25 protein-coding genes are annotated in these 25519 nt (G+C 54.2%); 11 read left to right on the top strand and 14 right to left on the bottom strand.

Annotated features, from left to right (window positions below):
* Nucleotides 1-15 precede the first annotated feature (15 nt).
* From AC2IBB_RS28565 to mpl, 6 genes are all read right to left on the bottom strand, one after another.
* A complete protein-coding gene (locus tag AC2IBB_RS28565; protein WP_486330077.1) occupies nucleotides 16-342 on the bottom strand; it encodes a YdbL family probable chaperone protein in 327 nt (108 codons plus the stop codon).
* Nucleotides 343-419: 77 nt separating this feature from the next.
* Nucleotides 420-611, bottom strand: coding sequence for a YnbE family lipoprotein (locus tag AC2IBB_RS28570; protein ID WP_041598940.1), 192 nt, complete (start codon nucleotides 609-611; stop codon nucleotides 420-422).
* Nucleotides 612-685: 74 nt separating this feature from the next.
* On the bottom strand, nucleotides 686-3187 hold the full coding sequence (locus AC2IBB_RS28575; protein ID WP_486330078.1) for an intermembrane phospholipid transport YdbH family protein: 2502 nt from the start codon (nucleotides 3185-3187) through the stop codon (nucleotides 686-688).
* Nucleotides 3188-3190: 3 nt separating this feature from the next.
* A complete protein-coding gene (locus AC2IBB_RS28580) occupies nucleotides 3191-3952 on the bottom strand; it encodes an ATP-binding protein (protein WP_486330079.1) in 762 nt (253 codons plus the stop codon).
* A gap of 49 nt (nucleotides 3953-4001) precedes the next feature.
* The gene (locus AC2IBB_RS28585) at nucleotides 4002-4640 is read right to left on the bottom strand and encodes a flavin prenyltransferase UbiX (protein ID WP_486330080.1); all 639 of its coding nucleotides are present in this window, start codon (nucleotides 4638-4640) and stop codon (nucleotides 4002-4004) included.
* Nucleotides 4637-6010 carry a UDP-N-acetylmuramate:L-alanyl-gamma-D-glutamyl-meso-diaminopimelate ligase gene (mpl, locus tag AC2IBB_RS28590; protein ID WP_486330081.1) on the bottom strand — a complete coding sequence of 458 codons (1374 nt, stop codon included), beginning with the start codon at nucleotides 6008-6010 and terminating at the stop codon, nucleotides 4637-4639. The genes AC2IBB_RS28585 and mpl overlap by 4 nt, the downstream gene beginning before the upstream one ends.
* A 298-nt stretch (nucleotides 6011-6308) precedes the next feature.
* On the opposite strand from mpl, the gene AC2IBB_RS28595 reads away from it, so the two are divergent.
* Entirely contained in the window at nucleotides 6309-7571 is a 1263-nt protein-coding gene (locus tag AC2IBB_RS28595; RefSeq protein ID WP_486330082.1) for a 6-phosphofructokinase, read from the top strand.
* Between the two features lie 70 nt (nucleotides 7572-7641).
* On the opposite strand, the gene AC2IBB_RS28600 is transcribed toward AC2IBB_RS28595, so the two are convergent.
* Nucleotides 7642-8286 carry a TetR/AcrR family transcriptional regulator gene (locus AC2IBB_RS28600; RefSeq protein WP_279506898.1) on the bottom strand — a complete coding sequence of 215 codons (645 nt, stop codon included), beginning with the start codon at nucleotides 8284-8286 and terminating at the stop codon, nucleotides 7642-7644.
* 245 nt (nucleotides 8287-8531) lie between these two features.
* On the opposite strand from AC2IBB_RS28600, the gene AC2IBB_RS28605 reads away from it, so the two are divergent.
* Complete coding sequence (locus tag AC2IBB_RS28605; protein WP_486330083.1) at nucleotides 8532-8978, top strand: DUF2214 family protein; 447 nt, start codon at nucleotides 8532-8534, stop codon at nucleotides 8976-8978.
* Nucleotides 8979-8984: 6 nt separating this feature from the next.
* On the opposite strand, the gene AC2IBB_RS28610 is transcribed toward AC2IBB_RS28605, so the two are convergent.
* Nucleotides 8985-9419, bottom strand: a complete 435-nt coding sequence (locus AC2IBB_RS28610; protein ID WP_486330084.1) for an Lrp/AsnC family transcriptional regulator — start codon at nucleotides 9417-9419, stop codon at nucleotides 8985-8987.
* A gap of 200 nt (nucleotides 9420-9619) precedes the next feature.
* Here AC2IBB_RS28610 and yjeH point away from each other — a divergent pair, with 200 nt between their 5' ends.
* Nucleotides 9620-10879 carry an L-methionine/branched-chain amino acid transporter gene (gene yjeH, locus AC2IBB_RS28615; RefSeq protein WP_486330085.1) on the top strand — a complete coding sequence of 420 codons (1260 nt, stop codon included), beginning with the start codon at nucleotides 9620-9622 and terminating at the stop codon, nucleotides 10877-10879.
* Nucleotides 10880-10904: 25 nt separating this feature from the next.
* Here the strand turns inward: yjeH and glcF are convergent, their stop codons facing one another.
* The 3 genes from glcF to AC2IBB_RS28630 all read right to left on the bottom strand — a co-directional run bounded on the left by glcF (nucleotide 10905) and on the right by AC2IBB_RS28630 (nucleotide 14756).
* Complete coding sequence (glcF, locus tag AC2IBB_RS28620) at nucleotides 10905-12122, bottom strand: glycolate oxidase subunit GlcF (RefSeq protein WP_486330086.1); 1218 nt, start codon at nucleotides 12120-12122, stop codon at nucleotides 10905-10907.
* Nucleotides 12123-12170: 48 nt separating this feature from the next.
* Nucleotides 12171-13229, bottom strand: coding sequence for a glycolate oxidase subunit GlcE (glcE, locus tag AC2IBB_RS28625; RefSeq protein WP_486330087.1), 1059 nt, complete (start codon nucleotides 13227-13229; stop codon nucleotides 12171-12173).
* 75 nt (nucleotides 13230-13304) lie between these two features.
* Complete coding sequence (locus AC2IBB_RS28630) at nucleotides 13305-14756, bottom strand: FAD-linked oxidase C-terminal domain-containing protein (RefSeq protein WP_486330088.1); 1452 nt, start codon at nucleotides 14754-14756, stop codon at nucleotides 13305-13307.
* Between the two features lie 400 nt (nucleotides 14757-15156).
* Here AC2IBB_RS28630 and AC2IBB_RS28635 point away from each other — a divergent pair, with 400 nt between their 5' ends.
* The 7 genes from AC2IBB_RS28635 (at nucleotide 15157) to AC2IBB_RS28665 (ending at nucleotide 20581) form a co-directional block, all read left to right on the top strand.
* Nucleotides 15157-15216 (top strand): hypothetical protein, encoded by a 60-nt coding sequence (locus tag AC2IBB_RS28635; RefSeq protein WP_370454959.1) that lies wholly within the window; start codon nucleotides 15157-15159, stop codon nucleotides 15214-15216.
* Nucleotides 15209-16165, top strand: coding sequence for an amino acid ABC transporter substrate-binding protein (locus AC2IBB_RS28640; protein WP_486334003.1), 957 nt, complete (start codon nucleotides 15209-15211; stop codon nucleotides 16163-16165). Before AC2IBB_RS28635 ends, AC2IBB_RS28640 begins: the two co-directional genes overlap by 8 nt.
* A 95-nt stretch (nucleotides 16166-16260) precedes the next feature.
* Nucleotides 16261-17448, top strand: a complete 1188-nt coding sequence (locus tag AC2IBB_RS28645; protein ID WP_486330089.1) for an amino acid ABC transporter permease — start codon at nucleotides 16261-16263, stop codon at nucleotides 17446-17448.
* A gap of 5 nt (nucleotides 17449-17453) precedes the next feature.
* Complete coding sequence (locus tag AC2IBB_RS28650) at nucleotides 17454-18551, top strand: amino acid ABC transporter permease (RefSeq protein WP_486330090.1); 1098 nt, start codon at nucleotides 17454-17456, stop codon at nucleotides 18549-18551.
* A 60-nt stretch (nucleotides 18552-18611) separates the two neighbouring features.
* The gene (locus AC2IBB_RS28655) at nucleotides 18612-19340 is read left to right on the top strand and encodes an amino acid ABC transporter ATP-binding protein (protein ID WP_148212843.1); all 729 of its coding nucleotides are present in this window, start codon (nucleotides 18612-18614) and stop codon (nucleotides 19338-19340) included.
* 9 nt (nucleotides 19341-19349) lie between these two features.
* On the top strand, nucleotides 19350-19784 hold the full coding sequence (locus AC2IBB_RS28660) for a GNAT family N-acetyltransferase (RefSeq protein WP_486330091.1): 435 nt from the start codon (nucleotides 19350-19352) through the stop codon (nucleotides 19782-19784).
* Nucleotides 19781-20581 carry a PhzF family phenazine biosynthesis protein gene (locus tag AC2IBB_RS28665; RefSeq protein WP_486330092.1) on the top strand — a complete coding sequence of 267 codons (801 nt, stop codon included), beginning with the start codon at nucleotides 19781-19783 and terminating at the stop codon, nucleotides 20579-20581. The genes AC2IBB_RS28660 and AC2IBB_RS28665 overlap by 4 nt, the downstream gene beginning before the upstream one ends.
* A gap of 25 nt (nucleotides 20582-20606) precedes the next feature.
* Here AC2IBB_RS28665 and AC2IBB_RS28670 read toward each other — a convergent pair whose 3' ends face one another.
* Entirely contained in the window at nucleotides 20607-20777 is a 171-nt protein-coding gene (locus AC2IBB_RS28670) for a hypothetical protein (RefSeq protein ID WP_486330093.1), read from the bottom strand.
* 209 nt (nucleotides 20778-20986) lie between these two features.
* Between AC2IBB_RS28670 and AC2IBB_RS28675 the strand changes: the two genes are divergently transcribed.
* The gene (locus AC2IBB_RS28675; RefSeq protein ID WP_486330094.1) at nucleotides 20987-21961 is read left to right on the top strand and encodes an SGNH/GDSL hydrolase family protein; all 975 of its coding nucleotides are present in this window, start codon (nucleotides 20987-20989) and stop codon (nucleotides 21959-21961) included.
* Nucleotides 21962-21964: 3 nt separating this feature from the next.
* On the opposite strand, the gene AC2IBB_RS28680 is transcribed toward AC2IBB_RS28675, so the two are convergent.
* Together AC2IBB_RS28680 and AC2IBB_RS28685 are read right to left on the bottom strand one after the other, a co-directional pair.
* On the bottom strand, nucleotides 21965-23704 hold the full coding sequence (locus AC2IBB_RS28680) for a bifunctional protein-serine/threonine kinase/phosphatase (protein WP_486330095.1): 1740 nt from the start codon (nucleotides 23702-23704) through the stop codon (nucleotides 21965-21967).
* A 61-nt stretch (nucleotides 23705-23765) separates the two neighbouring features.
* Entirely contained in the window at nucleotides 23766-25238 is a 1473-nt protein-coding gene (locus AC2IBB_RS28685; RefSeq protein ID WP_486330096.1) for a NarK family nitrate/nitrite MFS transporter, read from the bottom strand.
* Nucleotides 25239-25519 lie beyond the last annotated feature (281 nt).

The following is a 25519-nucleotide window of genomic DNA, read 5'->3' on the forward strand; positions in this document are numbered from 1 at the left end:
TCCCCTTCAGCGTGATTAAAGCTGCTCTTTCATTACCCAGCCGCCAGAGCCTTTAACGTAATCTTTAGGACCGGCTTTCTCTATCAGCAACTTACCGGCTAACTTACCGACTTCGCCTACAGAGATGCCGCGCTCCGCAGCAATTTTTGCGTACTTCTTGCTGCGTTTGTCGTTCGTTTCCGACACCAGCGCATTGACCTCCGCGCCAGACTTGACTGCGCCCAGATAGCCGTCAGCCTGTTCGCCGACCAAGCCCTTTGCTTTGGCTTCGTCCAGATCCAACGCCCATGCGGGCATACTGACAAACAAGCTACAAAATAAAGCCAGAATGATCTTTTTCATACAGAAATCCTCTCTCGCGCCTCTACACACAGGTATGCGGTCGTTTGGTTACTTTTATCGCAACGTAGGGGCGCTGCTTAGAACAAATCATCTTCTTCGGAAAAGAGCTTCTCAAGATCCTTCTCAACCTTCACCCTGATCTCGTGCTCAATTTTTACATTGAGGTTAATCGTGATGGGCTTGTCAGGCACCGCCACTTCAACCCTTGGAGCGCATGCGACGATAAGCGGCAAGCATAACGCACACAATATTGAGTTTTTAGTATTCATCAAATAACTAAGCCTTATTTACTTCAGTTAACTATAGCAACCGTAGCTGAACATAAACTGAACTGTCGCTACGGTTAATAAGTCCCTTTTTCCAACTTTTTCTGAATAGAGCCAGGGACCAATATGCTCCGCAGATTATCAATGATATTGGTTTGCAGATTCACATTCAGTGCGATAGGAGCGCCGGAGTATCGTTTATTTGCGCTCTTTCCCGCTAGTTGAATGTCGAACAACAGAACTCCATTCTGTTGGTAATCCACCCGACTGACCAGAGAATTGTAGTTAAAGTTCTCCAGCGCATCGACAGCAAACTGCAGACTGGGATTGGCGGCGCTGAGGGCGCGCCAATAGTCCACATCCACCAGATTTATTGAGCCGGACGACTGGGCGGCGATCTGTCCGTTGTTGGCGATGACGCCGCCATCTTTTATGGAAATAGGCAGCAGTCCGGCAATACGGCCGCTGGCTTTAATTTTATCGCTTTCCAACGCAACCAGTTTACCGAGATCAAGGTTGGAGACTTCCACCCACAAGTCCGAGTGGGTCAGCGGACACTGTACCTTCGCTGGCTGCACCAGCCTCGCTTTTCCATCAAAAAGACCAACGGATGCGCGGTCCAGCTGCAGATCGCAATTGAGCCCTTTGGCAAAGTCCACTTGTCCTGAGACATCAAGCGCTACCGCCGTGGCTCGCATCATATCAGAGGCTTCCACGGAATCGACCGCAAGTCGCAGAGGCTGGTTAAAAATAGCGTTTTGCCCGGTAAACTGAAGGTCTGTCGTCAAACTCACTCCATTTGCTTTGATTTCCTCATAGGTCGCTCCCCAATTGGTTAGCGTGACATTGGAGCGGCCGTCAATCGCCAGAGCGTCTTTCATTGTCCAGTTCAGCGCCCCACTGGCGGAAATTGTTCCAAAGCTAAGCGTCAGCGCTTCTGGAAAGGAGGCGATATAGGATTTGACAAAGTTGAAGTTGGCCAGCTTGCCTTCGACGTCATAGGACAGCCAGCCTTTTCTCTCCGCCGGACGATAAATAATTTCCAGCGAGCTGCTCAGCCCTAACGCTTTCAATTGTGCTTTATCTACAGCAATGCGCTTGTCGTCCGCTTTGATCCGGCCCGTAAAGGCCACTTCCGCATTTCGCCCCTGGTGGGACAGGTTGATTTTAGCCCTGGCGTCCGTAGCCAGGTTCCAGGAAAACGCCGTTTTACCCTGACCCGGCTGAGTTTCCTGCCCCCCTGTATTGATTGTCAAAGCGGTTTTCCCAAACTCTATGCTTCCATCTTTGAGCTCCATCGACGCCTCCTGAAACGACCAGCCGCTCCATGCGATACGCGCGCCCTTATTAAGACTCACCTGCATGTCCGCCCCTAACTTCACATGCCCCTCCAGCGCCACCTCGACCTTCTGCGGATACTGTGGGTCGTTCAGCGTCGCGTCGGTTTGCAGAGTCATGGACACCGTCTTTGTAGCGGCGGCGTATTGCAGCGTGGCCTTCGCATTGAGTTGAGGCTCAGTGGCTGACGCAGGTTTGGAATGCAGCTCCAGCTTCAGCGCGCCGGGGCAACTTGGCTCCGCCGACAGTTGTTCACATCGCACCGCCTCCAGCGTCTTTACCCGCCATGACAAAGGCAAGGGTTGTGCAGGCTCCGGCCACTGCGGAACATCCAGCATAACCGTCGATGGCTGGATAACAGCAACCTCCGGAGCCATCGCCCCAGTGAGTTCAATTTCCGTCTCACCGGAAACCCGAATATTCTGCTGGGCCAGTTGGGTTTGGAACGTCGGCTTGATATTGAACGACCAGGGGGCGCTGCCTACGACATCCGGAAACGTCAATTCAAAGCCTCCGGACGTCTGTAGCGAGGTTATGGCCTCTTGCGGCATTCGAATGGCCGCCAGCAACGCCGCCCAGTCTGCTGAATGCTCTCCTGTAAAACGCCAGGCGCCGTCATCGCCCAACTCTCCTTTAGCGGTCAACGTCATGCCTTGATCACTCGTCAGACTGAGAGAGAGGGACGTGGGCGCCACCCAATTTAACGTCAAGGACATGGGGGCATCCTGATATTGGGTTTGAACCTGTAAATCCAGCCCTTCCGGTGTGCGCTCCAAAGACAGGCTGGCGGTCAGCGTCTGGTCGCCAGACTGGGTTTCCAGTTGCTCCACTTCAACGGTGATAAAAGGAATACGCTGCGCCACGCTGTATAACAAGGCGCTCACCGCTACCGGCGCGCTTGGCTCTGTAGCGCTTGTCTCCGTTGGCGTATAGACAATCCGCTGCGCTTTAGCAGTCAGTGACTCTTCAATTTTTTGGCAGCAGCGCCAGCCGATTTTGACGTTTTCCCCATAAACGATGGCTCCACCGTCCAGGCCGAGTTCGACCTCCCGTAAGCGCCAGCCTCCCCAACCGGGACGACCGATTTCCAGCTTGCGGATGTCTACGCCGGCGCGGCCCGCCAGCTCCTGCGCCAGAGGCGGCAGCCATTGCGGCGCAAACCACCAGGCCACTCCCGTCAGAATACAGAGCGTCAGCAAAGTGATCAGGCCGCCCCACGCCAGCCGCTTGCGCCACGTCATCGACTAATTTTCGCTATGTTGTTTGTAGAATTGAAACGCCACGCGACCGCTACGACCGCCTCTGGAGGTGGCGAACTGGATCGCCAGCCTGTGCAGCGCCTCGCGGTCGCCCGTGTAGTCATGAAAGTAGTGATCGATAATATCCAGATAACTGTCCTGGTTGAACGGATAAAAAGAGAGCCACAAGCCAAAACGATCCGACAGCGAGACCTTCTCCTCCACCGAATCCCCCTGATGAATTTCATTGTTGACCATCTTGGCTTCGAGGTTTTCCGACATGTACTCAGGCATCAAATGACGACGATTGGAGGTCGCGTAGATCAGCACGTTTTTCGGCGGCAGTTCAATAGAGCCTTCCAGTACGCTTTTCAGGACTTTATAGGTTTTCTCCCCCGCTTCGAATGACAAATCATCGCAAAAAATAATAAAGCGCTGAGGCAGGTCGCGGACTTCATCGACGATTTCCGGCAGATAAATCAAATCGTCTTTGTCGACCTCAATGACACGCAGTCCCTGAGGAAAATATTCATTCAGCATCGCCTTGATCAGCGACGACTTGCCTGTGCCACGGGAACCCCATAACAAAGCGTTGTTAGCCGGTTTACCCGCCAGAAAGCGCTCCGTATTGCGCTGCAGAGCCGCTTTCTGACGATCCACGTTCAATAGCTCATCGAAGCGAACAGGGTCAATTTCGCGTACGGCGCGCAGGTTGCCTTTGAATTGGCGCCAGATTGCGGCGGGAGTCACGTTCCAATCAATACTCATAATGCTGCTCGCAATATTTGATTTTTTAAGGCAGGCAGACGACGGCAGATCAGGATTCGTCGTCGCCGGGAGTCGAAGAGGCCCTGCCCCACGCCGGAGTCAGATCCTGGTCAATGCCGAGGTGATTCAGAATGCGGGCGACGATGAAGTCAATCATCTGCTCCACGGATGTCGGCTTATGATAGAAACCGGGAGACGCAGGCAAAATCGTGACGCCCATTTGCGACAGCTTCAGCATGTTTTCCAGTTGCACCGTGGAGTACGGGCTTTCTCTCGGCACCAGAATCAGTTGCTTACGCTCCTTCAGCACAACGTCCGCAGCGCGTTCGATGAGATTATTACTCGCGCCGGTCGCCACGGCGGACAGGGTTCCCGTACTGCAGGGACAGACCACCATTCTCGCTGGAGAGCCGGAACCGGAAGCCACAGGAGACATCCAGTCCTCTTTCCCAAATACGCGCAGCTGACCGGGCGCAGCGCCAAACTCTTCAGTCAACGCCTGTTCCAGCTTCGCCGCCTGACCGGGCAGCTTGATATCGGCTTCCACGCTGGCGACCACATACGCCGCCTTCGACACCATCAAATAAACCTGATGCTGCTTCTGCAGCAGCACCTGCAACAAACGCCAGCCGTACTGAAAGCCGGAGGCGCCGGTGATCGCAATGGTAATCGGCTCCTTGAACGTCACGACGACACCGCCTCTTCTTCGGCGAGCAGGCTTTTCAGTTTCGCAGGTAATCCCGCAAAACCGCCATTGCTCATGAGGACAATATGTGCGGGACCTTTTACGTCGGCAAGCAAACGGGTGATTTCGTCGACATTGCTCACGCACTGGTGCTTAGGCGCCGCATTACGCACCGCTTCATCAAGCCATTCGTAGCAATCCAGATTGGCCCAGATCACATGGTCCGCCAGCTCCGCAGACGCCAGCAAAGTGTCCCGATGCACGCCCATTTTCATGGTATTGGAACGCGGCTCGACGACCGCCCAGATCGGCGCATCGCCAACCCGTTTGCGCAGTCCTTCCAGCGTCAGTTGAATCGCGGTGGGATGATGAGCGAAGTCGTCGTAGGCGACCACGCCGTTGCGCTCGCCCAGTTTCTCCAGGCGACGCTTAACCCCGGGAAAATCGGACAGCGCCGGAATCGCGTTTTGCGGCCGAATGCCGATATGACGGGCGGCCAGCAAAGTCGCCAACGCATTCTGTACGTTGTGAGCGCCGCTCATGCCCCACTCCACTACGCCGCATGACTCGCCGTTCAAAAACACTTCGAAACGGCTGCCGTCTTCCGCCAGACACTCCGCTCGAATATCCGCTTGATCATCGCTCAAAGAGAATGTCTGCCGCGGCGACCACAATCCCATCGCCAGCGTTTCCTCTACAGCAGGCATCTGCGTAGGCGTAATCACCAGCCCCTGGCGCGGCACGGTGCGCACGACATGATGAAACTGGCGCTGTATATCGCCGAGATCGCGGAAGATATCCGCATGATCAAACTCCATGTTGTTGATGATCAGGGTGCGCGGACGGTAATGAATAAACTTGGAACGCTTGTCGAAGAAAGCGCTGTCGTATTCGTCCGCCTCGATGACAAAAAATGAGGTATCGCCCAGTCTGGCGGAAACATCAAATCCCTGGGAAACGCCGCCGATCAGAAACCCTGGAGCCAGTCCCGCTTGCTCAAGCACCCAGGCCAGCATACTGGTGGTGGTGGTTTTACCGTGAGTGCCGGCCACCGCCAACACCCAGCGCTCCTGCAGTACGTGCTCCGCCAGCCATTGAGGGCCGCTGATGTAAGGCAGGCCTTTATCCAGAACATACTCCACCAGCGGATTGCCCCGGCTCATGGCGTTGCCGACAATAATAAGATCGGGTTTGGGATCGAGATGGGATGGATCATACCCCTCGCGCAATTCTATTCCCTGCGCCATCAGCTGAGTGCTCATGGGAGGATATACATTCTTGTCGGACCCGCTGACCTTGTATCCCATTTCCTTGGCGAGCAACGCCAGGCTACCCATAAAAGTTCCGCAAATGCCTAGTATGTGTACATGCATGTTTCTTGCTAATCGCTATCTTTTAATCTGTGAAAAGAATCAGTGTCTCGTCCGTCCGACCATCAACGCAGGCGGTCTGTTTGGCGCAGATTGCGAATTGAACGTCAGAAAACTGAGCTTCAGGCGCATATCGGTCAATTATTACTGACGGGTTCCCTAAGCGCCAGCGTCGGACCGGAAATGGCCCTATGTATTGAGTAAATTTAAGAAAATACAGGGGGCCGGTGGGGAGACATGAAAATAGCATTAAACTCGCGTATGATTCGCGCCCATAAGACGACGAGAGGCGACAACGAATATGACGGTTAAAAACGCGTTTTATGCGCAATCCGGCGGCGTGACCTCGGTCATCAACGCTTCTGCCTGTGGCGTACTGGAAACAGCTCGCGCCCATTCCGATAAAATCGGCAAAGTTTACGCCGGCCACAACGGCATTATCGGCGCATTGCGTGAAGAGTTGATCGACACCAGCCAGGAGAGCGACGCGGACATCGCCGCGCTGAAACACACGCCCGGCGGCGCTTTTGGCTCTTGCCGCTATAAGCTGAAAGACATCAAAACCCATAAAGCCGAATACGAACGCCTCATCGAAGTCTTCAAGGCCCACAACATCGGCTACTTCTTTTATAACGGCGGCAACGATTCCTCAGACACTGCTTACAAGGTATCCCAGATCAGTGAGCAGCTTGGCTATCCGATCATCAGCATCGGCATCCCTAAAACCGTCGACAACGACCTGCCTATCACCGACTGCTGTCCCGGGTTCGGCTCCGTCGCCAAATATATCTCCACCTCGATTATGGAAGCCTCACTGGATATCCAGTCCATGTGCGAATCCTCCACCAAGATATTCGTCATGGAAGTGATGGGACGCCACGCCGGCTGGATTGCAGCGGCGGCGGGACTGGCGCAGCGCGAAGATGGCGGGGCGCCGCAGATTATCCTGTTCCCGGAAACGCCATTTGATAAAGCCAGCTTTCTCAGACGCGTGGATGAAGTGGTCAAGCGTGACGGTTTTTGCGCCATCGTGGTGTCGGAAGGCGCGCAATATGCGGACGGGCGCTTCCTGTCCGACGCCGGCGTCACCGATGCTTTCGGCCACACGCAATTGGGCGGCGTGGCGCCGTTCATCGCCAACATGATCAAAAGCGAGCTGGGCTATAAATACCATTGGGCGGTGGCGGACTACCTGCAGCGCTCCGCTCGCCATATCTCTTCCGCCACCGATCTGGATCAGGCTTACGCCGTGGGCAAAGCCGCCGTGGATCTGGCCCTGGCGGGTAAAAATGCGGTCATGCCGGTCATTGTGCGGGAGCAGGACAGCCCCTATAAGTGGTCGATTGGCGAAGCGCCTTTAGCGAAAATAGCCAACGTGGAAAAGAAAATGCCGAAAGAGTTTATTACTGAGGATGGTTTCGGCATTACTGAGGCGGCGCGCCGTTATTTGCAGCCATTGATTCAGGGCGAGTCCTACCCGCCCTACAAAAATGGCGTGCCAGATTACGTGAAGCTGAAAAATCAGTTAGTGGCGAAGAAGCTCGCTCATTCTTTTAACGTCTGACGACGAACCCCATATCCCATTAACGGCGGGACATTCTCCCGCCGTTTTCCAAATTTCATCTCCCGCTTGTTTAATCCCCATCCCTTTTCAAAATCCCGTACAGCGAGATTTTCAGAGAATCCAGAATCATCGACTTTTCGCCGCTGCTCTCCGTGCATTTATACATGCCGTCGATCCAGAGACTGGCGATGCCATGCACCATGGACCAGGCGGCGTGGGCGATCAGAGAAACATCCCGGTCAGTAAATACGCCTTCGCTCACCCCCTTTGTAGCGATGTTCAGGATAACCTGAAACGCGCTGCTGCCTGCTTCCGCCAGTTCCGGATAATCCATCGGACAGGCGATCACAGGACCGAACATCAGTTTGTAGAGTTCAGGGTTATCTCGCGCGAATTGAATATAAGCATTGCCGGAATGGCAAAGTTGTTGCGATGGGTCGTTGTGCGCATCAGCGGCTTCCTGGGTTACCCGCTGCAGTTCTCTATACCCCTGCGCCGCCAGCGCGGCCAGGAGCGCGTTCTTGTCCGCAAAGTGGCGATAGGGGGCGGTTTGCGACACGCCGATTTCACGCGCCAGCGCCCGCAGACTGATCTTGTCCGGACCGACTTGCTTGAGTTGCGCCAGGGCTTTGTCCAGCAACTCATTCCTCAGATTGCCGTGATGGTAGGGCTGGTGCGCGTCAACGCCTGCGACAGCTTCTCTCAAATTACTCACCTTATACTCTTCTACTTATTCGTGTTATTGGCTCAGGATAAATCCATCTCAAAGTCTCTCCCATGATCCACAGCAGCTTAACGCCGTTTCGTCCGATGCTTCCGAAGATAAGCGTTAATTTCCGCTTTAAACCGGATATCTCTGATAAGTGTGGGGCGCAAAACCACTAGCGTCAACATTGTTGACATAGAAAACATTGCAGTCACACAATGTTTCCACCGACAACATAAACAGGAAATCACGCCATGCTCCTTCCCATCGCTCTATCCTGGCTCCACTTTATCTGCATCTTTGCGCTGGTCAGTCTGTTACTGCAAGAGCGTAAAATCCTGAGTATGAGTTGGTCACTGGACGCCGCCAAGGCGTTGTTGGCGACGGACCGCTGGTTTGGGCTAAGTGCGATGACCGTCCTGGCAAGTGGGTTTGCGAGGGTCTTTTTCGAGAAAGGAGAGGCTTACTATTTTTCCAACTTCTTCTTTTGGAGCAAGCTTGCGTTGTTCATCACCGCCGGGCTGATTTCCCTCTATCCGACAGTGCAGTTTCTACGCTGGCGCACATCGGTCCAAGCCGGTCAAACGCCAGAGTTTGGCGCCGACGCTCGCCGCAGAGTCACACGCGCCATCCATGCGCAAATGCTGTTGGTTCTATTCATTCCGTTATGCGGCGTACTGATGGCGCGAGGGTATGGTTAAGCGCCATCAGGCGTTAAGAAATTCGTTGATGTACTCTGACATCACCACATGGGTTTTGATTTTCCCCACGCCCTGAATCACAGTAAGACGATCACGGATTTCATGAATCCGCGCCATATTCGGCGCCTTCAGGAACAGCATCATATCCGTGTCTCCCGCTACGCCGTGACAGACTTTGATTTCGGGAATAGTTCTGAGTATTTGCGCCATTTCCGTACACTGAATTTCGTTATAGCTGATCTCCAGATATACCGAAACCTGATCCTCCCGCGCCTGAGTGACCAGAACCTGATAGCCGCGGATAGTTCCCGTCTCCTCCATTTTGCGGATACGGTCGGTCACCGCCGAGCGGGACAGACTCACTTTTTCCGCGATAGCAGACACCGGCTGTCTGGCGTTTTCACGCAATAACTGAAGAATTTTTTCATCAAATTTGTCCACAGGCTCTCCCGCTAAAAATTCTCGACAAATCAACTATCAAGCGCCGTTTAGTCCGCTTATTGGCGACACGCCGGCGTTATGTCGATCAAACCGGCATTTTGGCGGCGTAAAGCCGCAATTTGCAACGAAGGATTTGATTAATATTGCAAAAGCTGGCCAGCCCGCCAGCTCATCTTGCAGCAACCTCAAGGAAAATCTCTATGCAGTCGCTCCACCGCTCGCTCAGTTTCAGCCAGGGTCTTGGCATTTTGGCGTCCGCCCTGCTGGGCACTGGCGTTTTCATCGTGCCGGAGCTCACCGTTAAGAGTTCAGGAGCCAACGCTCTATGGGGATGGGGCTTGCTGGTAATCGCCATCATTCCTATCGCCTTCGCTTTCGCCAGGCTAGGAAAGCGTTATCCCCACGCTGGCGGCGCCTCCCATTATGTGCACTCCGCCTTTGGCGCGACTCAGGGCCGCATCGTAGGCTGGGTTTTGCTGGCCCTGGTGCCGGTAGGTCTTCCGGCCGCCATGGAAATGGCGGGCTGGTTTCTCACCTCCCTTGTCGCACTGACGCCGGCCGAACTCCTCGCTATCAAGCTGGCGCTGGTGGCGGGCATGCTGTGGGTCAACCTAAAAGGCGTCAAACTATCAGGTTCCCTGCAAACCATCATCGCCTTCAGCGTTGGCGGCATTGTAGTGCTGCTATCCGTATTGGCTTGGTTAGACGTCATACCGCCAATCCCTGCTGAGCCGACCTCTTTCGACTGGGGCCAGATTGGCGCGGCGGCGGGTCTGGCATTTTGGAGTTTTATCGGCATTGAAACCCTGGCTCATCTGTCGACGGAGTTTAAAAATCCTGAACGGGACTTTCCACTGTGCCTGATTACAGGCGTGGCGCTGGTTGGACTGGTGTATTGGATGGGTAGCTGGGTGACGCTGCACTACGCGCTGGGCGCGGATTATTCGGGCCCAGCCATGGTGTATCTGTTCGATGCGCTGATCGGCGGACACGGTAAACTGCTGATTGGGCTGTTTGGTTTCCTGTCCTGCGTGGCCACCATGAATATCTATCTGGCCGGTTCTTCCCGTATGTTATGGAGCCTGGGTAAGGATGGCGCGACTTATCCCGTTCTGGGCAAAGTGAACCGCCATGGCGCTCCCGCGAATGCGGTGTTTGTCATGTCCATCGCCAGCGTGACCAGCCTGCTTGTCTTCTCTGTCCTGCAGGTTCCTCTGGAAGAGTTGATTCGCATGGCCAACGGCATGATCGTTCTGGTTTATCTGCTGACGATGCTTTCCGCTATTCGCCTGTTCAAAGGCAAGGACCGTATATTGCCGGGCCTGGGAGCGCTGGTGTGTCTCTATTTGGCGTACACCCTGATGAGTTCGTTGTGGTGCATCGCAGTAGTTTACTCCAGTATCTTCATCATTCTGAAAGTACGTAAACCTAAACAGGCGCTGATGAGAGCGCAGGCATAACGCCTGCCTCTCTTCTTATCTCAATTTATCCCAGCGCTTCGTCCATGATCTCAATCCAGTGTCGGACAGGCACTCTGGCTTCAGACGCAAGGTGTAACTGGCAACCTACATTCGCGGTGACGATGGTGTCCGGATCATCCTGCACCAGCGCCGCGACTTTCTTTTTTAATAACTGACGACTCATCTTCGGTTGCAGCAGCGAGTATGCGCCAGCGGAGCCGCAACAGAGGTGTTTGTCTCGCGCTGAAGCGAGATCAAACCCGACATCGGTCAGAATCTTTTCCACGATGCCCGGCAGTTTCTGACCATGCTGCAACGTACAGGGGCAATGCACGGCGATTTTCGAGTAGTTCCTTTTGATGGAGAGCACAGACAAATCTTCCACCGCCACCACTTCGCTGAGATCACGGGTCATTTGCGACACTCTCCGGGCTTTTTCCGCGTACTCAGGATCGTCCTTCAGAATATGTCCGTACTCCTTCACCAGCTCGCCGCACCCTGAAGCAGTGATAACAATCGCTTCCAGCCCGGATTCAATGGCCGGCCACCAAGCGTCGATGTTCTTTTTCATCAGGCGCTTGCCTTCATCCTGCGCCCCTAAATGATAGCTGACAGCGCCGCAGCAACCAGCGTCGGTTGAAGCGATCAAACTGACGCCGAGACGATCCAGCACTCGCGCCGCGGCGGCGTTGGTGTTTGGCGTCGTAACGCTCTGGGCGCAACCGTGCAGTCCCATCATTATTCTGGGTTGGCGCTTTGGCGGCCAAGTAATCGGCACCTGCTTCTCCGGTATTTTCTTGCGCAAATATTCCGGGAGTGCCGGTCTCACCCATTGACCGACGACAATCAGGAAGCCGAAGCGCTGAGGGTAAGGCAGCAACAAGAGCAGGACTTTACGCAGCAGACGTTCACGCCAGGTGCGGGGGACTTTTTTCTCCACCACGCCACGCCCGATATCGAGCAACTTGCCATATTCAACGCCGGAGGGGCAGGTGGTCTCGCAACTGCGACAGGTCAGACAACGGTCCAGATGTAAACGGGTGCTTTCCGATGCCTCGTCCGTCTCCAGCATTTGTTTGATTAAATAGATGCGCCCTCGCGGCCCATCACGTTCATCGCTCAGTTCCTGATAGGTTGGACAGGTCGCGTTACAAAAGCCGCAGTGCACGCAAGAACGAATAATCTTTTCCGCTTCATCGCCTTCTGGCGTGTTTTTATATTTAGCGTGGATATCGGTTTTCATCAGTAACCTTTGAGTCCCGGACTTGCTCGCTTCAAATCCGGTTAAAAACTAAAGCCAGGAATACAGCCTGCCTGGATTGAAAATGCCATCGGGGTCCAGCGCCGCTTTCAGCCTTTGGTGCAACGCCCGCAGCGGTGGTGAAAGCCTGTGGTAGACCTCGCCGTTACGATCTCCATGACGATACAGGCTGGCCTGACCTTGAGCGGAAACCGCATAACGCTCCATCGCCGTTAACGATGATTCGGCTCTCACCCACCTCAAAGCGCCCCCCCAATCCAGCATCACCGGCGCGTCATTTCCTAACGGCGGCGCCGAAGGCTTCACCGAGAGGCGCCATAAAGGCATATCGCCAGCAAAGAATTCATGGGTTTGCTCTTGTATCAAACGCCAAAAGTCCGCCGCCCGCTCCAGCAACTCACCGCCCCAGTATCCGATGGTGCTGGCCACCGCCTGTTCCGCGCCTGACAGTCGCATATATAAGCGTCCGCCCGTCCAGCACATGGCGGATAACGGACGCGGCTGTCGGCATAGCTCCACCATCTTATTGATCGCCGCGGCTTCATTGCATTCCTGCACCAACGTGGTTTCCAGCACCGGCTTTGGTATCACCCGGATGCTGAGTTCCGTGATAACGCCTAAGGCCCCCATCGCGCCACATTGCGCTCGCGACAGATCGTAACCGGCGACGTTTTTCATCACCACGCCGCCGAAGCGCAGATGTTCGCCTTTCCCATTAATAATGCGTGTTCCCAACAGGGCGTCGCGTACGGAGCCGCGCCACGGGCGAGCGGGACCAGACGTGTTGGCGGCCAGGGCGCCGCCGAGCGTCGCCTGCCCTTCATATTCCGGGGGCTCAAACGGCAGCGTCTGGCCTTGCTCATCCAAAACTCGCCGCACATCAGCGAGTCGCGTCCCGGCTCTGGCGGTGATCACCAGCTCCGATGGTGAGTAATCCACTATCCCACAATGCTCACTCACATCAATGGGTTCGCCAGCAGCGGCGCGACCCATGAAAATTTTACTGCCGCCGCCCCGTATCATCAGAGGCCGACTCGCCGCTCTCGCGGTCATCACTTGGTCGACCAGTCTGTCAGCTATGTCCGTCATCTATATATGTTCATCCGGGACGGTGTCTCCGCCCACACTATTTAGTTCGCTATCGAGGTTAGTCGGCTGTCGATATCAGTTGCCTATCGAGCGATATTCCTGACACCGGCGCAATACGGGAACGCCTTTGCCGGGGTTCAATACGCCACCAGGATCGAACGCGTCCTTAACAGCGTGAAACTGCTCCAACTCGGTGTCCGAAAATTGCGTGTGCATCTGCCGTATTTTTTCCAGGCCCACGCCATGCTCGCCCGTGATGCAACCGCCGACGGCGACGCACAGCTCCAAAATTCTGCCGCCAAACTCTTCCGTCTTTTCAAACTCGCCCGGCACGTTGGCGTCAAACATAATCAACGGGTGTAAATTACCGTCGCCAGCGTGAAATACATTGGCCACGCGCAATCCGTACTCTTCCGACATTTCCCGCATCCGCGTCAGCACATAGGACAGCTGACTGCGGGGAATCGTGCCATCCATGCAATAGTAGTCAGGGGAAATGCGCCCTACCGCTGGAAACGCGGACTTGCGTCCCTTCCACAACAACGCGCGCTCCGCATCGCTCTGGGAAGTCCGCACGGCGACGGCGCCAAGCTCGCGAAACAGATCTTCCACCTGCTCCACGTATTCCGCCACTTCCTCCCGCACGCCATCAATTTCGCACAACAACAGCGCTTCCGCATTGGTCGGATAGCCCGCGCGCACGAAATCCTCCGCCGCCTGAATAGCGTAACGATCCATCATTTCCAGCGCGGCGGGAATTATCCCTTTGGCGATAACCCCCGCGACCGCGTCGCCCGCCTTCTCCACACTATCGAACGCCGCCATGATCACCTGCGCGGCGTCTGGAGAAGGCAGCAGCCTGACGGTGATCTCAGTGATGACGCCTAATAATCCTTCCGAGCCAATGATCAACGGCAACAGATCGAAGCCACAGTTATCCAGACCCTGGCCGCCGATGCGCACTCTCTCGCCTTCCGCGGTGAGCATTTCAAACGCCAGTACGTTATTAACGGTCAGTCCGTATTTAAGACAGTGGGCGCCGCCAGAGTTTTCCGCCAGATTACCGCCAATGGTGCAAGCAATTTGCGAGGAGGGGTCAGGTGCGTAAAACAGCCCCATGGGCTCTACCGCCTGGCTGATCGCAAGGTTCCGCACTCCCGGCTGCACCGTTGCAGTGCGCGCATCCGGGTCTACGCGCAGTATCCGGTTAAAGCGAGCCAGGGATAATAAAACCCCATCCGGGCTCGGCGTCGCGCCCGCCGACAAGCCTGTGCCTGCTCCGCGGGCGACCACCGGTACGCCCCAGCGGTGGCAAAGTTTGAGGATCTTCTGCACGTCCTCCACGGAGTCCGGCAGTACAGTCAACAACGGGCGTTCGCAGTATGCGGACAAGCCGTCGCATTCATAGACCCGCAGCGTTTCCTCATCTCCGATGATGGAATCGGGCGGCAGGAATTTCGCCATTTCATCAATGAGCAATGTTTTACGGGTTTCAAACGAGCTTGCGGAAGTAACGGATGAGTACATGGAAAGCCGATTATGGTGAAAGGTCTCTCGCCAACAGTTTCCCCTTCGGAAAACACGTATTTTTTAGCATAAAAACGGAGTGGCGTGCACCGAAATTTAATCTTTTTCCTTATCGCGCACCAACTTCAAGCACAACCGTATTTCATCATCTACACTTTACTTTGGAATTAGTCCGTGGTCTGCAGCCAATTTCATGACGGGCCACGATACCAATAAAATCATGGAGTTACGGCATTACAATTGCATTAACCAAGGTGAAGTTCATTGGATACGTAATTACCGAAACGCCCGAATTTTTGTGTTTACGCATTCTCGTTTTTGCGAAAACACTATGCTAAGTTAAATCCGGTAATAACAATGAACAACAAACAACCAACCGAGGGTAAAAAATGAAGAAGACATTCGTTTCTGCAGTTGCAGCGCTTGGGTTTATGACGGCTACCGGTGCAGCGATGGCTGACGGCACACTGGACGCTGTAAAGAAAAAAGGGTTTGTTCAGTGTGGCGTGAGCACTGGCCTTCCCGGCTTCTCCAACCCGGATGACAAAGGCAACTGGATGGGCCTCGACGTTGATATGTGCCGCGCAGTTGCAGCCGCGACGCTAGGCGACGCTTCAAAAGTAAAATACATCCCACTTACCGCCAAAGAGCGATTCACAGCTCTGCAATCCGGCGAAATCGACCTTCTCTCCCGTAATACTACTTGGACACTGACTCGCGATGGCTCTCTGGGCCTTAACTTCGCTGGCGTCAACTATTACGACGGCCAGGGCTTCCTGGTAAGCAAGGACCTGGGCGTGAAGAGCGCGAAAGAACTGGACGGCGCAGCCGTGTGTATCCAGGCGGGAACCACCACCGAATTGAATCTGGCCGACTACTTCCGTGAGTTCGGCATGAAATACCAGCCAGTGGTATTCGATACTTCCGACCAAACGGTAAAAGGCTTCGAAGCTGGACGCTGCGACGTTCTGACTTCCGACCAGTCTCAGCTGTACGCCCTGCGTATTCAGCTTTCCAATCCGGATAAAGCCATGGTTCTGCCGGAAGTTATCTCCAAAGAACCTTTGGGCCCAGTTGTCCGCCAAGGCGACGATCAGTGGTTCAACATCGTGAAGTGGTCTCTGTTCGCAGCGATTACCGCTGAAGAGCTGGGCGTTTCTTCCGATAACGCAGACAAAATGAAATCCAGCACCAACCCGAACGTACAGCGTCTGTTGGGCTCCGAAGCCGGCCAAGGCAAAAACCTGGGTCTGGACGATGCATGGGCTTACAACATCGTTAAGCAAGTCGGTAACTACGGCGAAATGTTCGAACGCAACGTTGGTAAATCCTCTCCGCTGGGCATTGAGCGCGGTCTGAACGCACTGTGGACCAAAGGTGGTCTGCAATACGCTCCACCTATCCGCTAATACAAGCCTTAGTGTCTGGGCGCACGTCCGTGCGCCCTATCCTGTTCTAAACACCCAATTTAATAACTCCTTGCCGATCTTCTGGAGAACATTGAGTGGATATTCAAAACAAAGGACAGGATAAAGCGAAAACAAAAATCTGGAACGATCCTGCAGTACGCTCTGTATTTTTCCAAGTACTTGCTGTGGGCGCCGTAGTCGCTTTTTTCCTGTACATTATTAATAACGCGCTTACCAACATGGAACAGCGCGGGATAACTACCGGTTTCGCTTTTCTTGGCGATCAAGCCGGATTCGGGATTCTTCAGTCATTAATTGAATATGACGAGACCCACTCCTTTGGCCGTACATTCTTTGTCGGTCTGCTGAATACAGTGCTGGTTGCTGTATTAGGCATTATCCTGGCGACTATTCTTGGATTTTTTATCGGTATCGGACGCCTGTCGCACAACTGGTTAATCTCAAAGCTGGCGACAACCTATATCGAGACTTTCCGGAACATCCCCCTTCTGCTGCAGATCTTCTTCTGGTATTTCGCTGTATTGCAGGGTCTTCCAAGCCCACGCAACAGTATGAGCATCGGTGAATCTGTATTCTTCAATATCCGTGGCTTATACCTTCCCGGCCCTGTTTATGAAGATGGTTTTGGCGCTGTCGCTTTTACGATAGTGATCGCCATCGGCATTATCATCGGCCTGGTGAAGTTCGAGCGTAAGAGACAACGCGAGACAGGAAAGACTTTCCCTCTGTTCCTGCCTTCCCTGGGTATTTTATTCGGCCTCCCTCTGATTGTTTTCTTCATCGCCGGCTCTCCCATGCATTGGGATTACCCAGTGTTGGCGGGCTTCAACTTCAAAGGCGGTTTGACAATTATCCCAGAGCTGATCGCACTGCTGATCGCACTGACTGTTTATACTGCGGCATTTATTGCCGAGGTGGTGCGTTCCGGTATTGAAGCAATCCCGAGAGGACAAAGCGAGGCGGCCAACGCATTGGGACTGTCGAACGGGCAGCGTCTACGTCTGGTTATCGTTCCTCAGGCGATGCGGGTCATTATTCCTCCAATGACCAACCAGTACCTCAACCTGACCAAAAACTCTTCGTTGGCGACCGCGATAGGTTATCCGGATCTGGTGTCCGTGTTCATGGGCACAACCCTGAACCAGACAGGTCAGGCGATAGAGATTATATTTATGACAATGGCCGTCTATCTGTTCCTCAGCTTGAGCACCTCCGCCCTGATGAACTGGTACAACAGCCGTATTGCACTGGTTGAGAGGTAATCGACATGAGCAATAAATTTGTTCCATTGCCCGACTTGCCCCCGCCATCCAATACGGTGGGCGTTGTTGGCTGGCTCAGAACCAACCTGTTCAGCAGTCCAGTGAACAGCGTTATGACCATTATCGCCTTTTACCTGATTTATTCGGGTATCTCCTGGTTTGTCTCTTGGGGCATTATTAACGCAGACGTCATTGGAACCTCTCGGGATGACTGCACCTCCGGCGGCGCCTGTTGGGTATTCATATCCGTCCGTCTGCCGCAGTTCATCTACGGTTTCTACCCGCCGGATGAAGTCTGGCGCATCAACATCATGTTCGCCATCGCCATCATCGGCATCGTTGCACTGATGATCGACAAAACACCCAAAAAAGGGTGGATTGCGCTGTTTATGCTGGTCGTTTTCCCGGTCATTGCGTACTTCCTTCTGTATGGCGGCGCTTTCGGTCTGGAAGTCGTGGAAACTCATAAATGGGGCGGATTGACGCTCACGCTGGTCATCGCCACCGTCGGCATCGTTGTCTCGTTGCCAATCGGCGTCGCGCTGGCGCTGGGTCGCCGTTCTGAGATGCCCATCGTGAAGAGCATCAGTGTGGTCTACATTGAGTTCTGGCGTGGCGTTCCTCTGATCACGGTGTTGTTCATGGCCTCGGTCATGCTGCCGTTGTTCATGAGCGAAGGCACGGAAACCGACAAGTTGGTGCGCGCCATGATCGGCGTCATCATGTTCCAGAGCGCGTATATGGCGGAAGTCGTACGCGGCGGTCTGCAGGCGATTCCCAAAGGTCAGTATGAAGCAGCCCACTCGCTGGGTCTGAGCTACTGGAAAATGATGTTCTTCATCATTCTTCCGCAAGCGCTCAAGCTGATGATTCCTGGCATCGTCAACACCTTTATCGCGCTGTTCAAAGACACCAGTCTGGTCTTGATCATCGGCCTGTTCGACCTGCTCGCCATCGTGCAGTCAGCGTTGCACGATCCGAAATGGCTGGGCTTCTCCGTTGAAGGTTATATTTTCGTGGCTTTCGTATTCTGGGTGTTCTGCTTCGGAATGTCCCGCTACAGCCAGGCGCTGGAGCGTAAACTGAATACCAGTCACCGATAGGCAAGTTTTCTGGAGTACGACATGAATACGAATACTAACAGCGCAGATTCCCGCAAGAGCATGATTCACCTGCGCGGAGTGAACAAGTGGTACGGTAAGTTCCATGTACTGAAAGACATTAATCTGGAAGTGTATAAGGGCGAACGTATCGTTGTGTGCGGACCATCAGGGTCAGGCAAGTCCACCATGATCCGCTGCATCAACCGTTTGGAAGAGCATCAACAAGGGGACATTATCGTAAAGGATATTCCTCTGACCAACGACCTCAAAAACATCGACAGCGTGCGTCGGGAAGTAGGTATGGTGTTCCAGCACTTCAACCTCTTTCCTCACCTGACGGTTCTTCAGAACTGTACATTGGCTCCAATATGGGTGCGTAAAGTACCTCAGAAAGAAGCCGAAGCGGCAGCGATGAAGTACCTGGAAAAGGTCAAGATCCCGCATCAGGCGCACAAGTATCCGGGACAGTTGTCAGGCGGTCAGCAGCAGCGTGTGGCTATCGCCCGCAGTCTGTGTATGAACCCTGAAATCATGCTGTTCGACGAGCCTACTTCGGCGCTCGACCCGGAGATGATCAAAGAGGTGCTGGACACCATGATCGAGCTGGCGGAATCCGGCATGACCATGATCTGCGTCACCCACGAGATGGGCTTCGCCAAGACCGTGGCCAACCGGGTAATATTTATGGACGCCGGTCAGATCATCGAGGAAAACGAACCGCATGAGTTCTTTAATAATCCACAGAACGAGCGGACCAAACTGTTCCTAAGCCAGATCCTGCAACACTAGGAAGCAAGCTTGCAAACATTGACGTTGCGCAGAGCGGAGGCGGCTGACGCCCCCGCTCTTCTACCCCTGATCGAGCAACTGGGGTACTCCCTTTCCCAGACTCAGCTCGACCATTCTCTCTCTGTCCTAATCCACGACTCCCACGCGCATCTGGCTGTCGCTATCAGCGACGACAAGGTGATTGGTTTCATTCAAAGCAATCTCAAACGCACTCTCGTCGCAGGGGGCTATGTCGAAATCGTCAGCCTGGTGGTGGATGCGTGCGTCCGCGGACAAGGCGCCGGCGGAAAGCTGATCGAAGCCGTGAAGGAGTGGGCAAAACGACAAGGAGTCTCTAAAATTCGATTAGGGTCGCGAATTCATCGGGAGCAGGCTCACCAGTTTTACGAGGGTCTGGGTTTTACCCGCATCAAGACACAACACTGGTTTGAGATCACTTTATGAGTAAGCATCAGTACTTTCAGGTTGACGCATTTACTTCCAACGTATTTTCCGGGAACCCCGCCGGGGTTTGTTGCCTGGATGACTGGCTGCCGGACGATACGCTCTGCAAAATCGCAGCAGAGAACAACTTATCGGAAACGGCTTTCTACGTGCCGCGCACCAATGGCTTCGATTTACGCTGGTTCACACCAGAGGCGGAAGTGGACTTGTGCGGTCATGCGACACTGGCCACCGCCTTTGTTCTCTATGAACTGAAAGGGTTCAAGGGCCCCCGCATTCAGTTTCACACCCGTAGCGGCACGCTGGAAGTCTCTCCTCACAAACAGGGAGGCTACGCCATGCTGTTCCCCAGCCGCAAAGGCGAGCTGGTTGAACCGGACCAGGCCCTGCTGGAAGCCCTCGGCGGCGTGAAGCCGCTGGAAGTGCTCAAGTCCCGGGACTATATGGTCGTACTGGAAAACGAAGCCGCCGTACGCGCCGTCTATCCAGATATGCGCATGCTGAAACTCGTCGACTCCCTCGGCGTGATTGTCACCGCTAAAGGGGATAAGGTGGACTTCGTCTCCCGCTTCTTCGCTCCCAAAGTCGGGGTTCCCGAAGACCCTGTCACCGGCTCCGCCCACTGCACACTGACGCCATACTGGTCAGAAAAACTGGGCAAAGTAGAGCTGACCGCCCGACAAATCTCCCAACGCGGCGGCGAAGTCATGTGCCACTACCGCGGCCCGAACGTGCTGCTGGTCGGTCAGGCGCGCCTTTATCTTGAAGGCGTGATTAACGTTCCTGGGGAGAGTTGATAGCGCACCTTACATTCATCCTCGTTTATTTCAGCAAAGCCAGCGTTCGTCTGGCTTTGTTTTTATCAGCCAATGCCGTCGAAGCTCCGGCCCTACATTCCCTTCCCGCCCTCAACGTCCTTCCAACTTTACAAACTCCAGTAGCCGTTTTTACAAAAATCTGAATAACGTTCAATAAAAGAAGTTCGTATTCCATCTTCCTTAACCTCCTCTCCAGCCCAGTGATTCCGGGCGGTTAGCTGCAATCACTACTCCATTTTTCATTTCAGGCATGGTTCCTGCGATAAGGGGATAACGACTCAAGTTCATGCGGAGCGTTGGAGTTGAGACGGAACGACCGCTGATAGCCCGGTTTTGGCGGCCGCACAAATAAAGAGAGCTAACTGTAGAAATAGGATGAGCATAATGAACATGGTTAAAGGAACCTGGAAAAAAACCCTTTTGACGCCTTTGGCGTGCGCAATCGCCCTGTCGGGCTGTCAATTGAGCGATGATGAGGAGAAGGAGACCTCTGAGTCCCGCCCCTACAGCGCGCTCTATGTATTTGGAGACAGTCTGTCTGACACCGGGAATATCGGCGGCTACCTCTCCCTGGAAACAGACCTGCCCTCCCCCTTTTACGACAACCGGATTTCCAACGGTAAGCTGATCGTGGATTATGTGGCGGAGTCCCTGGACGTGGATGTAGAGGCCTCCCTGTATCTGGGCGAAATCACTGACGGCACCAACTACGCCGTCGCCGGTGGACAGGCGGACGCAGATCAGAATATCGACCTGGACTTCCAAGTGGACACCTATATGGAGTATCACTCCGAAGAAGCCTCACCCAAAGCGCTATACCTGTTCTTCATCGGCGGCAACGATATTCTTGAGCAGCGGGGAGAAACGTCCCCTAACAACACCAACGCACTGGACCTTGCCGCGGATAAAGTCGCCGCCAACGTGCAGGAGGTAATCGATAAAGGCGGGAAAAACATCGTTGTGCTGACAGTCCCGGATGTGGGCAAAACGCCGAAGGTACTGAAAGAATCCGAAGAGCCCGGTCAGGAAGGCCGCTCGCAACTGGCCAGCGACCTCACTGTGTACTTCAACAATCAAGTGGAGTTGAAGCTGTCTGAATTGAATATAGGCGATGCGAAAGTCACGATGATCAACTCATACCAGATCGCTCTGGATATCCTGAACAACGCGGCGGACTATGGCTTCACCAACACTACAGACGGCTGCTACGTGACGGAGGACCTGGAGTACAGCGACATCTGTAGCGAAGAGCAGTTCGACAACTTCTACTACTTCGACGACATTCACCCTTCCGGTAAAACCCATCGCCTGATCGGTGAGAAAGTGGCTGCGGAAATCCCCGCTCCCGCTGAATCGTGAGCGCTACCGCAACAGATGCAGCAACCACAGTATGGTGGCGAGTTGAGTAAGCAGCAGTATCCCACTTAACGTGCGCCAGAAGACCAAAGGATTGCGCTCAACAATTGGCAACGCGTTATCCGGCATGAGCCGGGAGTTGGGATAGGTCATGTCCTGCAACCATTCGGAAAAGCTGTCGTAGCGACGACGCGGGTCCAGTTGCAGGGCTTTCTTCAATGCGCCATCCATCCACACGGGAACCATGGGATTATGATGATAAGCGGGCGTATATTTTAATTTGGCCAACGCGGTCGGCGACGCCGCTTTTTCATAAGCCTCCCCATAAGGCAAGTGTCCGGTCAGCATTTCATACCCAATCACCGCCACGGAAAACAGCTCGGAACGGGTCGTGGCTTTCGCCCCCAACACATATTCCGGCGCACTGTAGCTGGCGGTGCCTAACGCCCTTTCCCGCTCAATTGGCAGATACATTTCCTCCACTCCTGGAATACGGCAGGAGCCGAAATCCACCAGCGTCACATGATCGTCATTACCAATAAGGAGATTATCCGGCTTGATATCCTGATGCAGAGTCTCTTTACGATGTAACGCCCGTACGCCTTTAACAACCTGTTCCAGGATGTGCGTCACACGCTGAATATCCGGACGGGAATTATCGCGAATCCACCGCGACAATGGCGCTCCCGGCACGAACTCCGTCAGATAATACAAACCGCTGCGCGCACGTTTACAGGGAACCAAACCCGCCACATGGGGATTCTGCACGCGCCGGGCAATCCACTCCTCCATGGCGAAGCGCTCGATATAAGCGGGATCGTCCACGAAATTAAGAGAGGGCGTTTTCATTACCGCACGCGCGCCGGACTCCATATCAGTGACCTGATAGACCTGACTGCGCGCGCTTTCGTGCAGAATGCGCTCGACGCGATAGCCGTCCAGACTCTGCCCCACTTCCAGCGGCGGCGGAAACGGCAAACGACTCAGTTCGCGACAGCAGGCGTCTGCATCCTGCAACCCAAGTCCTTCCACCCGAATAATCTGGCAGCTCAGATTATCGTCGCTGCCCGCCTGCAAAGCCGCTTGCAGAAGTTGCTCAGCGACACCCTGAATCGGGGCTTTGTCCACTGTCTGTAGTTGTTCCCGCATCTGGCTGAGGGAAATGAAGTCATGCAGACCATCCGTACTCAATAAGAATATATCTCCGGCCTGCACGTCCAAAACACGGTAATCAATGTCCAGATTAGGAGAAAAGCCCATAGCCCGGGCCAGGTAAGTGCGTTCCGCATCGACGCGGGCGGTGTGATCCGTGGTGACCTGCTCCAGCTCGCCATTTCTGTACAGATAGATGCGGCTGTCGCCCACATGAAAGATATGCGCCTGCGTCGATTTCAACACCAGAATGGACAGGGTGCAGACATAACCTTTGTCGTCATTGAGGGTGCGCAGACTTTGCCCATACAGCCAGCGATTCAACGCCTGCAGCACCTTCTGTGCGGCGTTTTTAACCGACCAGGAGTCCGGGGTGCAGAAGTAGTCGCTCAGGAAATTAGTGACGCAGGCTTCACTGGCTTCCTTGCCCGCCTGCGCTGCGCTGACGCCGTCCGCAATCACCGCCACCGCGCCTTTCAATTGCAACATTTCCCGATCAGGAATACGCACCCCGATGCAGTCTTCATTGCGGGATTTCACGCCCGCAATACTGTGTTGATCAACAGATAGCGACAAGTCACTGGCGAATATCATGCGCCACTATTCCTGCTGCGAAATTTAAAGGTAGTACGCCGCAGTGATACGCCCATGTCAATCAGTTCACTTCAATCAACTGGACGCTGCCGTCTTCGCCCACTTCCACCATATGTCCTTCAGGCTCATCCAGAAACTGCACCGCGAGAAAACAAACCGCCGCGGCTCCTGCGATAGTCATAAAGAAAGTGGAGGCGTCAACGAATGAATACACCGTCAAAAAAGTCACGCCCCCCACATTACCGTATGCGCCCGCCATACCTGCGATCTGTCCGGTCATGCGGCGCTGCACCAAAGGCACCATGGCGAACACTGCCCCCTCTCCCGCCTGTACAAAGAAGGAACACAGCATCACTGACGCCACGGCGACAGGAATCATCCAGGCGGAGGAAATCTGGCTCAACAGCATATAGCCCATCGCCAGACCCGCGATCAGGATGGACAGTGTTTTTTTACGGCCAAAGCGGTCTGACAACAACCCGCCCCCAGGACGCGCCACCAGATTCATCAGGGCGAAAGCCCCGCCCAGCAAACCCGCCTGCACAGGCGACACACCAAAGGTTTCCATAAAAAAGGCGGGCAGCATCGACACCACCGCCAACTCTGATCCAAAGGTCACAAAGTACGCCCAATCCAACACCGCCACCTGCTTGAACTTGTACCGCTGCATTTCCGGCACGCCCTGTTTCAGGCGTTCGTGATTAACGTTGTAGATCTGCCAGAACTGGATAATGAATAACGCGCCCAGGCCCGCCCACAGCATTTGCGCAGTAACGTCAGATAACAGTCCGAGACCCGCTGGCGACAGTTTCCAGGTCAGCACCGCCAGGGCGATATACATCGGCAGGTTCATGGCGATGTAAAACCAGAAATCTTTCCAGGAACTGACTTCCAGTCCGCCGCTCTTTTTCGGCTTGAAGTAAGTGGAGCCTTTCGGCGTATTGCGGATCTTGCGATAGAACAGCATTCCATAAAAGAAAGCGACGACGCCAGTGGTGGCGATCGCATAACGCCAGCCTTCATCGCCGCCATAGAGATAAGCGGCGACCGCAGGCAATGTCCAGGCCGCCGCCGTAGAGCCGAAGTTGCCCCAGCCGCCGTATACCCCTTCCGCCACACCGACGGTTTTGGCGGGGAACCACTCCCCCACCAAACGGATGCCAATGACGAATCCAGCGCCAATGAACCCACACAGAAAGCGAAACAGCGCAAGCTGCTCAAAGGTAGTGGAAAATGCAAATCCCCAACATAAGAAAGCGGAAATCATCAATAACAGGCTGTATACCGCACGGGGGCCGAACTTATCCACCAACATGCCGATCACAATACGCGCGGGAATGGTCAGCGCCACGTTCAGAATCAACAGCGCTTTCCACTGTTCGTTGGTCATATTGAAGGCTTCCACGATGAACGGCTTCATCGGGGCATGGGAAAACCACATCACAAAAGTAAGGAAAAACGCGAACCAAGTGTAATGCAACGTTCGGACGCCCCCCTGGGACAAATCCAGAATGTTCAATTTATCGGATGACATAAATCTTCCTGTCTTATTTGGCAGTTGAGTTCTAGCAGAAAAGCATTCATTGGAATTACAAAAGCTGTGCCAACCACCCAAACTGACGCCTTCAGGCCCTTCAACGCTTTTTCCCGCCATCGAAACGCTACCGTCCCAACGCCATATTACCTTTGGAAATCAGGCGATTAGGTTTATTAGGCTAACCGCCAGGTATTTTCCAGAGCCACAAAACGCACCAATTAAGCGCAGAACAAAATCACGCGCCCGCACCAAATTAATCACTCTTGTTGGGCGCCAGC

This window comes from Hahella sp. NS-SX17 (assembly GCF_057367735.1).

What these genes read in the sequence shown, in the direction of transcription:
- AC2IBB_RS28650 (WP_486330090.1), top strand. Translation starts at nt 17,454, where the DNA reads ATGAGCAATAAATTTGTTCCATTGCCCGACTTGCCCCCGCCATCCAAT.
- AC2IBB_RS28640 (WP_486334003.1), top strand. Translation starts at nt 15,209, where the DNA reads ATGGCTGACGGCACACTGGACGCTGTAAAGAAAAAAGGGTTTGTTCAG.
- AC2IBB_RS28565 (WP_486330077.1), bottom strand. Translation starts at nt 342, where the DNA reads ATGAAAAAGATCATTCTGGCTTTATTTTGTAGCTTGTTTGTCAGTATG.
- AC2IBB_RS28580 (WP_486330079.1), bottom strand. Translation starts at nt 3,952, where the DNA reads ATGAGTATTGATTGGAACGTGACTCCCGCCGCAATCTGGCGCCAATTC.
- glcF (WP_486330086.1), bottom strand. Translation starts at nt 12,122, where the DNA reads ATGAAAACCGATATCCACGCTAAATATAAAAACACGCCAGAAGGCGAT.
- AC2IBB_RS28680 (WP_486330095.1), bottom strand. Translation starts at nt 23,704, where the DNA reads ATGATATTCGCCAGTGACTTGTCGCTATCTGTTGATCAACACAGTATT.
- AC2IBB_RS28605 (WP_486330083.1), top strand. Translation starts at nt 8,532, where the DNA reads ATGCTCCTTCCCATCGCTCTATCCTGGCTCCACTTTATCTGCATCTTT.
- AC2IBB_RS28630 (WP_486330088.1), bottom strand. Translation starts at nt 14,756, where the DNA reads ATGTACTCATCCGTTACTTCCGCAAGCTCGTTTGAAACCCGTAAAACA.
- AC2IBB_RS28670 (WP_486330093.1), bottom strand. Translation starts at nt 20,777, where the DNA reads ATGGAATACGAACTTCTTTTATTGAACGTTATTCAGATTTTTGTAAAA.
- AC2IBB_RS28575 (WP_486330078.1), bottom strand. Translation starts at nt 3,187, where the DNA reads ATGACGTGGCGCAAGCGGCTGGCGTGGGGCGGCCTGATCACTTTGCTG.
- AC2IBB_RS28665 (WP_486330092.1), top strand. Translation starts at nt 19,781, where the DNA reads ATGAGTAAGCATCAGTACTTTCAGGTTGACGCATTTACTTCCAACGTA.
- AC2IBB_RS28595 (WP_486330082.1), top strand. Translation starts at nt 6,309, where the DNA reads ATGACGGTTAAAAACGCGTTTTATGCGCAATCCGGCGGCGTGACCTCG.
- mpl (WP_486330081.1), bottom strand. Translation starts at nt 6,010, where the DNA reads ATGCATGTACACATACTAGGCATTTGCGGAACTTTTATGGGTAGCCTG.
- yjeH (WP_486330085.1), top strand. Translation starts at nt 9,620, where the DNA reads ATGCAGTCGCTCCACCGCTCGCTCAGTTTCAGCCAGGGTCTTGGCATT.
- glcE (WP_486330087.1), bottom strand. Translation starts at nt 13,229, where the DNA reads ATGACGGACATAGCTGACAGACTGGTCGACCAAGTGATGACCGCGAGA.
- AC2IBB_RS28685 (WP_486330096.1), bottom strand. Translation starts at nt 25,238, where the DNA reads ATGTCATCCGATAAATTGAACATTCTGGATTTGTCCCAGGGGGGCGTC.
- AC2IBB_RS28655 (WP_148212843.1), top strand. Translation starts at nt 18,612, where the DNA reads ATGATTCACCTGCGCGGAGTGAACAAGTGGTACGGTAAGTTCCATGTA.
- AC2IBB_RS28675 (WP_486330094.1), top strand. Translation starts at nt 20,987, where the DNA reads ATGAACATGGTTAAAGGAACCTGGAAAAAAACCCTTTTGACGCCTTTG.
- AC2IBB_RS28570 (WP_041598940.1), bottom strand. Translation starts at nt 611, where the DNA reads ATGAATACTAAAAACTCAATATTGTGTGCGTTATGCTTGCCGCTTATC.